We start from the raw sequence: 14,474 nt of genomic DNA on the forward strand, positions 1-14,474 counted from the left end.
TTTTCTCCCTTCTTAAAGAGAAGTTTCATCCAGCCAGTGCTGGAAGCTGGCAACAGCGCGCTGGGCCTGTGCCATGTAACGCAGGCGCTTGTCCCGCGGGCGGCTCTCCTCCGGCAGCGGAGGAAGGATGCCCATATTCGCGCCCATGGGCTGGAAGTGCTTGTTCTCGGTGGTCAGGTACTGCACCAGCGCACCGCACATGGTATCCACAGGCGGGGCGGGCAGCTCCTTTCCTTCCAGCCGGGCATACAGGCTGCGGGCCGCCAGCAGGCCGCAGGCAGCGCTTTCCATATAGCCCTCAAAGCCGGTGATCTGGCCCGCAAAGAACACATTGGGGTGCTCTTTCAGGCACAGCTGGGCGCTGAGCACCCGGGGCGCATCGAGGAAGGTGTTGCGGTGCATGACACCGTACCGCACAAACTCGGCATTTTCCAGCCCGGGGATCATGCTGAACACCCGCTTTTGCTCTCCCCACTTGAGGTTGGTCTGGAAGCCCACGATGTTGTACAGGGTGCGTTCCTTATTTTCGGCCCGCAGCTGGACATTGGCCCATGGACGGTGTCCGGTGTTGGGATTCACAAGGCCCACCGGGCGCAGCGGGCCGAACCGCATGGTGTCGGCACCCCGGGCGGCCATGATCTCGATGGGCATACAGCCCTCATACACGGTGACGGTATCGGCCTTTTTGCCGTGGGCATCCGGGTCGGGCTGAGCAGACTGCTCGGCCCCGGTGTCAAAGTCGTGCAGCGGTGCGCGCTCTGCCGAAGCGAGAGCCGCGTGGAATTTCTCGTACTCTTCCTTGTTGAAAGGGCAGTTCAGGTAGTCGGCCTCGCCCCGGTCATAGCGGGAGGCGGCAAACACCTTGTTGTAGTCCAGACTTTCAGCGGTGACGATGGGGGCCACGGCATCGTAGAAGTGCAGCCGCTCGTCCCCGGTCAAGGCCCCGATCTCATCGGCCAGTGCGCCGTCGGTCAATGGGCCGGTGGCCACCAGAATGGGGGCAGATGCATCGATATGCTCCACCTGCTCCCGGTGGACAGTGATATTTTCACAGCTTTCCACCATGCGGGTCACTTCGGCGCTGAATGCGTCGCGGTCCACCGCCAGCGCACCGCCAGCGGCCACGCGGGCCGTCTCGGCGGCGTTGAGCAGCTGGCTGCCCATCCGGCGCATTTCTTCCTTCAGCAGGCCGGAAGCAGAGTCCAGCCGTTCGGCTTTCAGGCTATTGGAGCAGATCAGCTCTGCAAAGCCTGCGCTTTTGTGTGCGGGCGAAAAATGCACGGGCTTCTGTTCGTACAGGTCTACCTGCACGCCCTTGCCAGCCAGCCAGAGGGCGGCTTCACAGCCCGCAAGACCAGCGCCCAGCACGGTTACTTGATAGTTCATAGTTTTATCCTTTTAGTCCTTTTTCGGCACCGGCATCTCGTAGCCGCAGCCTTCCTTTGCGCAATACAGCTTGGAGCCTTTGCGGAACATGGTGCTGCCGCACTTGGGGCACTTGGTGGGCACCGGCATGTCCCATGTCATAAAGTCGCAGTCCGGGTAGCGCTCGCAGCCATAATAGATGCGGCCCTTGGAGCTTTTGCGCTCCAGCATACGGCCCTTGCCGCACTTGGGGCAGATGCCGCCGGTATCCTTGACCAGCCGCTTGGTGCCCCGGCACTCCGGGAAGCCGCTGCAGGCCAGGAACTTGCCGTACTTGCCCACCTTGATGACCATGGGCCGGCCGCACAGGTCGCACACCTCACTGGAAGGCTCGTCCGGCACCTTTACCTTTTTGCCTTCCATGTTCTTTTCGGCCTGCTCGAGGCTTGCCGCAAAGCCCTGATAGAAGTCGTCCACCGTCTTGTGCCAGTCAGCCTTGCCGCTCTCGATCTTATCCAGATTCTTTTCCATCTGGGCGGAGAAGTCCACATCCACGATGTGGGGGAACTGCTCCAGCATCAGCCCATCCACAGCCCGGCCCAGCAGGGTGGGCTTGAGCTTTTTCTGGTCGCGCTCCACATAGCCGCGGTCGATGATGGTGGTGATAATGGGTGCGTAGGTGGAAGGACGACCGATGCCGTTTTCTTCCAGTGCCTTGATGAGGGTCGCTTCAGTGTAGCGGGCGGGCGGCTGGGTGAACTTCTGCTCGCTCTTCAGGTCGCGCAGCTTCAGCACCTGACCCTGTTCCAGCGGGGGCAGGGCGGTCTCCTTCTTTTCCTTTTCGTCGGTGGCTTCCTCGTACAGGACGGTGAAGCCGTCAAAGGTAACGGTATAGCCGCTGGCCTTGAAACGGTAGTCCGCCGCGCTGACCGTGACGGACACGGTGTCCTGCTGGCAGTCTGCCATCTGGCTGGCCATGAAGCGGCTCCAGATCATGCGGTAGAGCTTTGCTGTGTCGCCGCTGATGCTCTTGTCCACCTCGTCCGGTGTCAGGGACGGCACCGAGGGGCGGATGGCCTCGTGGGCATCCTGTGCGGCAGTGGCGCTCTTGGTCTTCCATGTGCGCTTGTAGGGGCAGATATAGGCTTCACCGTAGGCCCCTGCGATATATTCCTTTGCGGCGGCAACGGCTTCATCCGAGATGCGCAGGCTGTCGGTACGCATGTAGGTGATCAGACCCATGGTGCCGTGGCCCGCAATGTCCACGCCTTCGTACAGGGTCTGGGCAGCGCGCATCGTGCGGGTGGCCGTAAAGCCCAAGCGGCGGGATGCCTCCTGCTGCAGGGTACTGGTGATAAAAGCCGGAGTGGGCTGCTTTGCCCGCTTGCCCTTTTTCAGCTCTGCCACCACGTACTCGGCCCCTTCCAGACCCTTTTCAATGGCGCGGGCCTCGGCTTCGTTTTTGGGCAGCAGCTTTTTGCCGCTGGCATCGGTGGCCAGCCGGGCGGTAAAACTCTTGTGGCCTGCGCCGAGGGTGGCATCCACATTCCAGTATTCGTCGGGCTTGAAGCTCTCGATCTCCTTTTCGCGGTCATCGATCAGGCGCACGGCCACGCTCTGCACGCGGCCTGCGGAAAGTCCCCGGCGCACCTTGCGCCAGAGGAACGGGCTGAGCTTGTAGCCCACCAGACGGTCCAGTACACGGCGGGCCTGCTGTGCGTTGAACAGATCTTCGTCGATGGCGCGGGGATGGGCCATGCCCTCCTTCACGCCCTTTTTGGTGATCTCGTCAAAGGTCACGCGGTTCGGCTCGTGGGGGTCCAGCCCCAGAATGTTTGCCAGATGCCAGCTGATGGCTTCGCCCTCACGGTCCGGGTCGGTTGCCAGCAGCACGCCGTCTGCGTGTTTGGCCTTGCTCTTCAATTCCTTGATGAGCTTTTCCTTGCCTTTGATGCTGATGTACTGTGGGGCATAGCCGTGCTCCACATCGATGCCCAGCTGGGAAGCGGGCAGGTCACGGATATGGCCCATGCTTGCGGTGACCTCGTAATCATCGCCCAGATACTTGCCAATGGTTTTCGCCTTAGCAGGCGACTCCACGATAACCAGTTTCGCCATTCGAGTTTACTCCCATTTCAAATTTTCTTTCTTCTCTATCAGGAACGCACCGTGCAACTGCACAGTACGGGATTCTCTATTTTTATATCATACCACAGCTGTTGTGTGCTGCGCCAGCAGAAATTATACTATTTTATCACATACCGCTTGCCCGGCATGCACAGCACCCGGCCGGAAAGCTCCAGCTTCATCAGGGTGCCCAGCAGCACCGCTGTGGGCAGGCCGCTGCGCACGCAAAGCTCCTCGATGCCAAAGGGCTGCGGCCCGATGCAGGAAAGCACCTTCCGCTCGTTCTCGCTCAGAGGCTCCGGTTGCTTTGCCGTCACCGCCGCTGCGCTCTGCCGGCGCAGGCCCAGCGGGCCAAGCAGGTCCGCAGCAGAACACACGGCACGCGCTCTGCCGTCCCGCAAAAGGCCGTTTGTGCCTGCGGAATTGGGCGAGTAGATGCTGCCTGGCACCGCGAACACCGGCTTGCCATAGCGTTCGGCGTGAGACACGGTGGACATGGTGCCGCTTTTTTCCTGCGCTTCCACCACCAGCAATGCAGAGCTGAGCGCCGCAATGAGCCGGTTGCGCTGCAAAAATCCATTTGGGCCAACGCCCTCACTGCGGGGCGGGTACTCACTGATCACGCAGCCCTTCTGCTCGATCTTGTGCCGCAGCACCACATTGGCCGCAGGATAGGTGCGGTCAATGGGCACGCCCATCACAGCAATGGTAGGGCAGTTGTTTTTGACAGCAGCGCGGTGCCCGGCGCTGTCCAGCCCGTCCGCAAGGCCGCTGACGATCAAAGCGCCGCTTTGGGCCAGTTCCCCGCCAATGTCCGCCGCTGCGTTCAGGCCGTATTCGGTAGGCTTGCGGCTGCCCACGATGCCCACCGCGCCCGGCTCGTTGAGCCAGAGCGGATCGCCGGTGCAGTAGAGCACCAGCGGCATATCCGGGATGCGGGAAAACGCCAGCGGATAGTCCGGGTCGTCAAACGGCAGGATGCGCACACCCAGATCATCGCACCGCATGACCAGTGCGTGATACTGTTCCGGGTCCAGCTGCTGTGCGCGAAGCGCGGCAGCATCCCCGGCTGCAGCACGGAATTCAGCGGTGTCCCGCGCTTCCCATGCTTCCTGTGCACCGCCAAAGGCATCCAGCACACGGCCCGCGTGAACGCTGGCCGGGCCAAGCACATGGGCCAGCCACAGCCAGCACAGCAGCGGATCCGGGGCAGGCTCCGGCGGGAAAAGGCTGGTCTGCCCTGCAAGGCCGCTCATAGGCTTTCCTCCCGGAAATGCCACAGCAGGATGCTGCCCGCAATGCCGGCGTTCAGGCTTTCCACCCGGTCGGTCATGGGGATGCGCACCGTGCTGCTGCAGGCAGCAATGGTCTCATCGGTCAGGCCCTGACCCTCGCTGCCGATGACGACGCAGACGCCGCCGGGGCAGCTTGCCTGCGCCGCGCTCAGCGGCTGAGACTTGTACAGCGCGGCAGCAAGGCAGGTGATACCCTTTGCGCGCAGCTGGGTGATGGCATCGGGCATGGCACCGGCTTCGATCACCGGGATGCGCACGGCGGCTCCCATGGAAGCGCGCAGGGTCTTGGGGGCATACACACTGGCACAGCCGTCGCTCAGGATCACACCGTCAAAGCCAAAGGCCGCAGCAGAGCGCAGCAGGGTGCCCACATTGCCGGGGTCCTGCACCCGTTCCAGCGCCAGATACCGCCCGCCCGCCTTCACTTCGTCCAGTGTGTGCACCGGGGTGCGGAACACGCCGAACACTCCCTGATGGGTGCCCACATCGGCCAGCTTATCGGCCACATGGTCTTCCACAAGGTAGTGTTCACCGGGCAGCCCGGCAAGCTCCGGGCACTTTGCCATAGCGCTTTCCGTATAAAATAAGGTCTCCAGCTGCGCACCGCGGGCAAGCTCCGGGCAGAGCTTGCGGCCCTCGGCCAGAAAGCGGCCCTCGCTGCGGCGGAATGCCGCGCTGGAAGAAAGGCGGCAGGCGTATTTGATCTTTGCGTTTTCCCGGCTGGTGATTTTTTCGTCCATCGTGTGTATTCAACCTTTCGCTGTACTGTCGTTCAAAAAGTAGTCTGCCGTCTTGTTCAAAAAATGCAAAAAGGGCAGCGTCTGCCACAAAGCATTCCTGCGGCAGGGCGCTGCCCTGAAAAACATGTTTCCCTGCCGTAAGAACCCCGGATACAAAACGGACGCCCGCGTATACGCGCGGGCGTCACGATTCAAGTTCCTAATCAGGCGTTCTTGACGGTCTCGACCAGAGCTGCAAAGCTCTTGGGATCGTTAATAGCCATCTCAGACAGCATCTTGCGGTTCAGCTCGATGCCAGCCTTCTTCAGACCAGCCATGAAGGTGGAGTAGTTCATGCCCAGAGGACGAACTGCGTTGTTGATGCGGCAGATCCACAGGTTGCGGAACTGACGCTTCTTCATGCGGCGGCCAGCCAGAGCGTAGTTACCGCTCTTCATGACCTGCTGCTTGGCCATCTTAAAGTGCTTGCTCTTGCAGCCGTAGAAGCCCTTGGCCAGCTTCAGCATCTTCTTACGACGTTTGTGAGTCATGGTTGCGCCCTTGATACGTGCCATTTTTTATATCTCCTTTAGTTGTCTCAATAGAATGTGTTTGCCTGCGGCTCGCTCTTAGGCGTAGGGCAGCATGCTCTTGATGGTAGCTGCGTTGGTCTTATCAACGTAGCTGGGCTGACGGTAGCCACGGGTCAGCTTGGTGGTCTTCTTGGTCAGGATGTGGCTGCGGAATGCGTGGCCGCGCTTGATCTTGCCGTTCTTGGTCAGCTTAAAGCGCTTCTTAGCGCCAGAGTGCGTCTTCAGTTTCATCTTAGCCATTTTAGTTTCCTCCTAAAATTAGTCCTTATTGGGTTTCGGGATCAGCAGAATGGACATCGTGCGGCCCTCGAGCACCGGCGGCTTATCGGTGGATGCCTGAGGCAGAGCCTCGGCAAAACGTTTCAGCACGTCTGCGCCCAGAGCACTGTGCGCCATTTCACGGCCGCGGAAGCGGATCGAAACCTTAACCTTGTGGCCAGCTGCCAGAAACTTGGCAGTCTGGTTCAGCTTGGTATTGAAGTCGTTGGTGTCAATGTTGAGCGAAAGGCGGGTCTCTTTAACTTCGACCACCTTCTGGTTCTTCTTGGCTTCCTTCTCCTTCTTCTGCTGTTCAAAACGGTACTTGCCGTAATCCAGCACCTTGCACACAGGCGGAACAGCCTGCGGTGCGATCTTGACCAGATCCAGACCAGCATCTTCAGCAGCGCGCATGGCCACCTGAATGGACACAACGCCCTTCTGCTCGCCGTCTGCACCGATCAGACGGACCTCACGGTCACGGATCTGACCGTTGATCTCCAGTTCCTTCGACTTTCCAGCGGTAGCGATAATGAATGCACCTCCAAACAAAATCCATTTTGTTGCAATATTTGGCATAGAAAACGCGGCCGCCCATTTTCAGGACAGCCGCGCAAAAATTCACTCAAAGCCGCAGTCCACTCATAATGAACTGCCTTCAGGTATAGCCCGGGGGATCTTTCCCTCGCAAGGCGAGCGCGGCACAGGCCGTAGCTGCTTTCTTTACCCGGTTATTTTACCACAGGCAGAAAGCGCTGTCAAGCACTTTTTATGCGTTTTGCGGGAAAAATATGACTTTTCCGAAAGGCAGGCCATCAGGGAGCAGCATCTGCCCGGGCATCGGTGCCGCCCACTCCGGCAGGATGACGCGAAGCCATGGTCTAAAGTGTAGGCTGCAATTAAAATCGACCAAAAAACCTTAACGGGAAGTGCGAGGGCTTCTCACGCTGGATGGACTGGCGAGCGGAAGCAGGACGGAGTGGGCGGCACCGACGTTCTCCTACGCTTCGATCAGCCTCCCCAGCTCCAGCGAGTAGATGCCCTTATACGTCACCTTCTTCGGCGCAAAGCGCTTATCGATGGCAAGGGCATAGAGGTTCAGCTGCGGGCGGTAGGCGCTCAGGAAGTCCGCTTCGGTCTTGCGGCGGTCGGTCTTGTAATCCAGCAGTTCCAGATGATCCGGGAACACCAGCACAAGGTCTGCAATGCCCTGCACCAGCACCTGCTCATCCTGCACGGCGGCGGCTTCCTGCGCGGAAGCGCCCTGTGCCGTCAGCACGGCCGACGCGGGCAGCGCCGTGATGAAGGCCAGCTCCCGCAGCACCTCGTCTGCCCCGCAGATCTTTGCAAAGGCTTCGCTCTCGGCAAAGCGGCGGATGCGGCCTACATTGAGTTTTTCCGCAATTTCCGGGGCCACCAGCTGGGTGTCCACCTGCCGCTGGCGCTCTGCAAGGATGGCTTCCTCCAGCGTGCCCGCCGCTTTGGCAGCAGCAAGGGAGGCAAAGTCCGCATGTTCCAGAAAAGCGTGCAGGGCCGTACCCATTTCGGCGGCGGTCAGTCCGTCCTTGGAGAGAAAGGCAGGGCGTTCCAGCGTGGTCTGCTCGGCCTTGTGCACGATGCTGGTCACGCTGACCTTGGCGGGCACCGCAGCCAGTTTTGCCGCCGGATACCGCCATGCAAAGCCCTCCTGCAGCTGAGCCACCAATGCCGGGTCTGCCGGGACAGGCTCTGCCGCTTCCGGTTCCTGTTCCGGTGTTTCCGGCTCCGTCTGAACTTCCTGCACCGTGACCATGATCTCGCTTTCCGTAAACACAAAGGGCAGTTCCAGATCTCCTGCCAGCCGCCGCAGCGGCCCGCCGAAGGGATGCACCAGCAGCGCTGCACGCAGCCAGTCGGCAAAGCTGCCTGCCTGCCGGTTCAGCGTTTCTCCCGCGCCCGCAGCAAGGAATGCTGCCGCCTTGGCAAAGGGATTGCCGGTCTTGGTCATGCCCAGCGGCACCGTGAGGATCAGCTTATCCTGTGCACGGGTGAGCGCCACATATAAAAGGCGCATCTGCTCGCTGCGCGTTTCCTGCGCATGGACGCTGGCAAGGGCCGCGTAGGCTGCAGTCTTGTACATGCTCTCGCCCTGTTCCGGGCGCAGGCGCAGGCCCGCGCCGTATTCCCGGTGCAGCAGCACCGGCTGGTAAGTGTCGCTCAGGTTGAAGTGCCGGGCCGTGTCGCCCACGAACACCACCGGGAACTGCAGACCCTTGGAGCGATGGATGGTCATGATGGTCACACAGCCAGGCCGCGCACCGCCGGGCACAGTGTCCTGCCCGGTAGAACCGGCCTGCGTCGCCGCGTCGATGGCACGCACCAGCGCCGAGATGCCGTTTGCACCGGTCTGTGCACAGAAAGCCGCAAAGCGCCGGGCATCTTCCCGGCGGTGCGCACCGTTTTCCAGTACGCCCAGCGCAGCAAGATAGCCGGTGGAGACAAAGATCTCTTCCAGCAGCTGTTCTGCCGGAGCACTGCGGGCCATGCGCCGCAGTGCGGTGAGTCGGTCATAAAAGTCTTTCACCTTTCGGGTGAACGGCGTTTCATTGCCATTCTGCACCACCTGCAGCACTGCGCCGTACAGACTCATGCGGGAAGCCCTTTTGCCCGTTTCCTTCGCGCCCTGTTCCTCCTGCGCCTTTTTCTGCATTGCGGCGCTCTGGGCACGCAGGCGTACAAGGTCGTCGTCCGTAAAGCCGAACATCGGCCCCAGCATGGCGGCGGCAAGGTAGATATCCTGCGCCGGGTTGTCGATGACCTTCAAAAGCGAGATCAGCGGCCGGATGTGCGCTGCTTCCATCAGGTTTTCGCGCGCATCCGCATACACCGGGATGCCCCGGGCCGTGAGCGCTTCCTCATAAGCGAGGAAGTCGCCGCGCGCCGCCAGCAGGATGCAGCAATCCTCGTACTGCACCGGGCGGGTGGAGCTGCCGTCCCGCACTGGTTCGCCGTTTTTCACCAGTTCTTCAATGCGCTGGGCGATCCACGCCGCGTCGGTCTCAGCGGTGTCGTCGGGCAGGAAGTGCGCTTCCACGCTGCCTGCGTAGTCGCCGGGTGCACCGCACACCAGCCGCTGGCCGTCACCATAGGCGGTATCGCCCAGTTGGGGGGTCATGAGCTGTTCAAAGATAAAGTTGATGCCTGCCACCACCTGCGGGGCGGAGCGGAAGTTCGCATCCAGCGCCAGCAGAGCGTTTCCGCCTGCCGTACCCTCCTCCGGGCGGGGGCGGGCAGTGCCGCCGGGCAACGGTGCCCATGCGTTCAGCTTAGCCCGGAAGATGCTGGGGTCGGCCTGACGGAAGCGGTAGATGCTCTGCTTCAGGTCGCCCACAAGGAACAGGTCATCCCCCTCCGGGGAAGCAAGGCAGCGGTAAATGGCATCCTGCAAAGCGTTCGTGTCCTGATATTCGTCCACCATCACGGCGGCATAGCTCTGCCGGATGCTCTGGCACAGCGGGGTGCACACGCCATCCGGTGTGCGCAGCAGCCGCAGGGCCTGATGCTCAAAATCGCTGAATTCCAGCAGCTTGCGCTCCTTTTTCTTTGCCGAGAAGCGGGCATCAAAATCCCGCACGGCGGCAAACAGCGCCCGCAGCCGGGGCAGGGCCTCCCTGCGGTCGGCTTCGGCCTCCTCCTCGCTGCAGGAGATAAGCTCCGTGATCTGCTCGAACAGCTTGGCGGCTTCGTCCGTGCGGGTGCGCACCGCCGCCTTGTGGTCACCGGTCAGCCGTTTTTTCATACCCTTGAAGCCGGGCATCTCCTCCATGCCCAGCACGTAGGGTGTCAGCTTATCGTACAGCGGTGTCCACTGCCCTGCCGCAGCCAGCCGTTCCACCTCGCCCAGCAGGGCGGCGGCGCTTTCCAGCCGGGAGAGCGGCTCTGCAAATTTATCGTTGACACCGGCCACAGCCTTTGCCTTGGAAGCAGTGGTCTTGCCTTTTTCCTTGGCCTGTGCCTGTGCAAGGACAAAATCTTCCTTACAGTCTGCCAGCGCTGCCGTCAGCAGTTCCCGCGCGGCCTTTGCGCAGCGGGCCGCTTCCGCCAGCAGCAGGTCATGCCAGCAGGTAAAGGCAAAACCGTTTTCCTGCTGCCATGGTGCCAGATATTCGTCCAGCCTGCGGTCGTAGTCCGGCAGAGCGCGCAGAAAATCGTATACATGCAGGATGGTATTGCCTGCGGCCTGATCGGTGCGGCCCTTGCCGTAAAGGTCGGCAAAGGCACAGAAGTCCGGGTCGCGGTAGGCATTTTCCAGCGTTTCGGCCAGCGCCGAAGCCCGCAGCACCTCCACGCTGCCGGGGTCTGCCGGGGCAAAGTCCGGCGGGATGTCCAGTGCCTGAAAGTGCTTGTGCAGCAGGTCCAGACAGAACGCGTCAATGGTGCAGATAGGCGCACGCTGCAAAAGCATCCGCTGGCGGCGCAGGCTCGTGTTGTGGGGCTGCTGCTGGCTGAGCCGCAGCAGTGCCTGCCCGATGCGCGCCCGCAGCTCTGCCGCCGCCGCATTGGTAAAGGTGACGATGAGCAGTTTGTCCGCATCCACCGGGTGGTCCGGATCGGTGATGAGCCGCACCGCGCGTTCGGTCAGCACGGCCGTTTTGCCGCTGCCCGCCGCCGCGCTCACCAGCAGCGCACCACCCCGGTCCTCAATAGCAGCGCGCTGGGCCGGAGTCCATTTGGGTCCACTCATGCCTGCTCACCTTCCTTCTCGTTCTCGGTCTCTTCCGGCTCAAAAGGCTTGGCCGGGGCTTCCAGTGCCCGCTCGCCGATGCCGGTCTCGTGGCAGCAGATAAAGCTGTAGTCGCACCAGACGCAGGGGTTCCTGCCTGCGCCTGCCACCAGCGGTTCCGCAGCGATCTGTCCATCGTAAAGCTGCTGGCCCATCTGGGTGACAAGATCATCCAGATGCAGCTGGATGCGGTTGAGCTTTGCAATATCGGCACGCTTATCCTTCTGGCTGGGGCTGGGTACACCGTTGCGGTAGCCAAAGGGCAGGTAGCAGCCCGTCTCATCCGCATCCATGGCATCGAACACCTTCTGCTCGTCCCGCACAAGGCCGTCCAGCTCGTACTGCACGTCCTGCTGTGCCTGCTGGCGGTTGGTGGTCTTGGGGGCCGGGTCTGCCAGCAGATACAGCACGCCTGCCGGTTCCGCACCGGTAAAGCGGCCGCTCTTATCCCGCGTCAGGCTGAACAGATACAAAAGCATCTGGCAGTCCAGCCCGCAGTAGACCTCCTTCAGGTTCAGTTTTTTGGTGCCGGTCTTATAGTCCACCACCCGCACCCAGCGGGTGCCGTTTTCCTCCACCCACTCGTCGGCACGGTCCACCGTGCCCACCAGCTGCACCGTGCGCCCGTCCGAGAGATGATACACATGCCCGGGCACAGCGTCCTCCCCGGAGCCGATGCGCAGCTCACAGGCTGCCGGGTGGAAGCAGGACTGCTTCTGTTCGTCCCGCAGGTAGCACAAAAGGCTTGTCATGCTTTTTTTGAGCCGCGAGAGCAGATAGGCGAACCGGGCCGTATCCTCGGGCAGATAGCGCTTTGCATATTCGTCCACCAGCAGGCTGGCAAGGCCTGCCATAGCTTCGTCGTCCAGTTCCAGAAAAGGCGTCAGCGCATTGCAGGGGTTATCCGCATCCGGGTGCGGGTCCAGCGCCATCTGCAGCACCCAGTGCATCAGGGTGCCGCTCTGGTCGGCAGAAAGCTCGGCCCGTCTGCGGGGCTTCAGGCCCAGCACATACTGCAAAAAATAGCCGTAACGGCAGGTATAGTATTTTTCCAGCTGGCTGGGCGAGATGCGCAGCCGCTGCCCCAGCAGGCCGCTCAGCGCAGACAGATCGTTCACCTGCCGGGGCGGGTCCTCCTCCATGCGCTGCAGCAGCGCAAGGCCCCGGGGTGCATCCGTCTGCGGCAGACGCAGCGCCTCCGTCAGGCTGGCGCGTTCCGTGTCGGTCAGCGGCCAGCCGCCCAGCGTATCCAGTGCATCGGCGGGGGTGGCTGCAAGGTCGGGAAGCTCCAGCTCCGGTGCCGCCGGGTGCAGGGCCTCCACGATGGGTTCCAGCGCTGCGCACAGGGTCTTGCCCTGCCCCTTGGGCCAGCTGAGCCACAACCCCTTTGCCGGTGCGGTGAGGGCTTTGTAAACGCACACCTGCTCGCGCACCACGCGGTTCTCAAAGCAGTCCGGCAGATCGATCTGCTTTGCCATCAGAACATCGCGGTCGGCGTGGGTCAGAAGGCCCGTCTCGGACGGTGCACAGGGAAATTCGCCCTCCGCAAGGCCCAGCACGAACACATAGTCCGGCGCGTCCAGACGCATTTTGCCCGCGCTTGCCAGCACCACGGCATCCAGCGTCTGCGGGATGTGCCCAAGGTCCGAAGAGCGCAGCAGCAGGCTGAAAAGGTCCTCATATTCTGCAAAGGTCACGCCCTGCCCGCCCAGCAGGTGGGCCATTTCGTTGAGCAGCTGCATCACCACGTTCCACTCGCGGGCAGCTTCCTCTGCCGCCGGGATGCCCCGGGCAGTGCGGACGGCTTCCACCAGCGCTGCCTGCTGCTCTTCTGCACCCAGCTTTTTCAGGCAGAAATACAGTTCCCGGCTGATCTGTTCGGCGCTGCCGCCCCGCACCTTGCTGCGCAGTTCGTCCACGGCTGTTACCAGCAGCTGGCGGGCAGTCTCGGCATCCTCCAGCGTTTTTGCATCCTCATCGGACAGTTCATTTTCGCCGAAGCCCTTGGGGCTTTTCTCAAATTTTGTGCGCCATGCCGCCGCATTGGGTGACCAGGTATAGGCATAGTTTTCCAGCGCGCAGACCTGCGGCTCGGTCAGAGCGCACAGGCCGGTCTTGGCAAGAATGGTCAGGTTTTCGGTCATATCCGCACCGCGCAGCAGTGCCAGCAGTGCACGCACCGCCGTAGCCGGGGCGCTGAACTCCGGGGTGGTGGGTTCATCGCAGTAAAGCGGGATATCTGCCATACGGAACTCGTACCGGATGGCCGCACGGTAATCCGGGATATTGCGGCAGACCACGGCCATTTTGCCGCAGCGCACGCCCTGCCGCATCAGGCGGCGGATGGCCGCAGCGGTGCAGCGGGCTTCCTCTTCCCGGCTGGCAGCGGCAAACAGCCGCACCTCCGGCGCAGCGGGCGGCACCTCACAGGTGCCAGTCTCCAAAAGCTCTGTCACAGCCGCAAGGCCGGGCGCATCCTTATGGCGCAGGTCGCGGCGCAGCAGCTCCGGCACTGCCGCTTCAGCACCGTTTTTGCGGGCCAGCTGCCGCAGCTGTGCGGCCACCTGCTTTGCGCCGGAAAAAAGCCCCATATCCCCCGGCACCATGGGCGCACCGTCGTCGCACAGGGCCACCGTAACGGTGGGCAGCGCTGCCAGCATCGCGCCCATCAGCCGCTTTTTGGGTGCGTTGAAGGTATCGAACTCGTCAATGAACACTTCCCGCTCCCGCAGAAAGTCCGGCAGTTCGCCCCGGGCAAGAGCGGCTTCCAGCCGGTCAGCCGCCAGCTCCAGCCGGTCGGCGGGGTCCATGCCGGTGCCCGCCAGCAGCGTTTCGTACCCCTGAAAGATCAGTGCCAGCTCGCTCAGCTTGCCGCTTTCCGGCCCGCAGTCCGGCGCAAGCTCTGCCAGCTGTGCGCCGGAAAGGCCGGCACTTTTCAGCTCGTCGATGGTCTGGGCCGCCATCTGGCAGAAGGCCGCACTGCGGCGGTGGCGGTAGTAGTAATGCACATGATCCTGCAGCTCTTCCAGCGCGCGGCGCACCAGCACGGCGCGGCCCGCGTCCGAAAGGGTCTGCACCGCCGCGCCGCCCTCGGCAGAGAGGATGCGCTCGGCCAGACTGGTAAAGGAAAAGCTTTCCACCATGCCGGAAAGAGCATCGCCCAGTTCCCGGTAGATGCGGCCCTCCGTGCTGGAAGTGAACTGTTCCGGCACCAGAAGGATGCTGCGCCGGCCCTGTTCGGCCCGGGCCTTGATGCGGGAATAGAGCAGAGTGGTCTTGCCGCTGCCGGAGCCGCCTAAAACCAGTTTGAGCATGAGGCACTTCCTCCTAAAAAATCGATCTGTGTTTATTGTAA

At 62.0% G+C, this 14,474-nt stretch carries 9 protein-coding genes; all 9 read right to left on the bottom strand.

The features are described from left to right. Window positions 1-12: 12 nt before the first annotated feature. Entirely contained in the window at window positions 13-1,386 is a 1,374-nt protein-coding gene (trmFO, locus tag DXA66_RS01270) for a methylenetetrahydrofolate--tRNA-(uracil(54)-C(5))-methyltransferase (FADH(2)-oxidizing) TrmFO (RefSeq protein WP_118526322.1), read from the bottom strand. A 12-nt stretch (window positions 1,387-1,398) separates the two neighbouring features. Beyond that, window positions 1,399-3,483: a type I DNA topoisomerase gene (topA, locus tag DXA66_RS01275; protein WP_097776545.1), complete on the bottom strand. Its 2,085-nt coding sequence runs from the start codon at window positions 3,481-3,483 to the stop codon at window positions 1,399-1,401. Window positions 3,484-3,611: 128 nt separating this feature from the next. Continuing rightward, complete coding sequence (gene dprA / locus DXA66_RS01280; protein ID WP_118526324.1) at window positions 3,612-4,748, bottom strand: DNA-processing protein DprA; 1,137 nt, start codon at window positions 4,746-4,748, stop codon at window positions 3,612-3,614. Beyond that, on the bottom strand, window positions 4,745-5,527 hold the full coding sequence (locus DXA66_RS01285) for an RNA methyltransferase (protein WP_118526326.1): 783 nt from the start codon (window positions 5,525-5,527) through the stop codon (window positions 4,745-4,747). Before DXA66_RS01285 ends, dprA begins: the two co-directional genes overlap by 4 nt. Window positions 5,528-5,730: 203 nt before the next feature. Then, window positions 5,731-6,081, bottom strand: a complete 351-nt coding sequence (gene rplT / locus DXA66_RS01290) for a 50S ribosomal protein L20 (protein ID WP_005928218.1) — start codon at window positions 6,079-6,081, stop codon at window positions 5,731-5,733. 54 nt (window positions 6,082-6,135) lie between these two features. Further along, entirely contained in the window at window positions 6,136-6,339 is a 204-nt protein-coding gene (rpmI, locus tag DXA66_RS01295; protein ID WP_005928215.1) for a 50S ribosomal protein L35, read from the bottom strand. Between the two features lie 18 nt (window positions 6,340-6,357). Next, a complete protein-coding gene (gene infC / locus DXA66_RS01300; RefSeq protein ID WP_005944384.1) occupies window positions 6,358-6,936 on the bottom strand; it encodes a translation initiation factor IF-3 in 579 nt (192 codons plus the stop codon). Window positions 6,937-7,357: 421 nt separating this feature from the next. After that, window positions 7,358-11,080: a UvrD-helicase domain-containing protein gene (locus DXA66_RS01305; protein WP_118526328.1), complete on the bottom strand. Its 3,723-nt coding sequence runs from the start codon at window positions 11,078-11,080 to the stop codon at window positions 7,358-7,360. Beyond that, window positions 11,077-14,433 (bottom strand): PD-(D/E)XK nuclease family protein, encoded by a 3,357-nt coding sequence (locus DXA66_RS01310; protein WP_118526330.1) that lies wholly within the window; start codon window positions 14,431-14,433, stop codon window positions 11,077-11,079. The genes DXA66_RS01305 and DXA66_RS01310 overlap by 4 nt, the downstream gene beginning before the upstream one ends. Window positions 14,434-14,474: the final 41 nt, after the last annotated feature.

This window comes from Faecalibacterium sp. OF03-6AC (assembly GCF_003478175.1).
In the GTDB taxonomy this organism is placed as follows: domain Bacteria; phylum Bacillota; class Clostridia; order Oscillospirales; family Ruminococcaceae; genus Faecalibacterium; species Faecalibacterium taiwanense.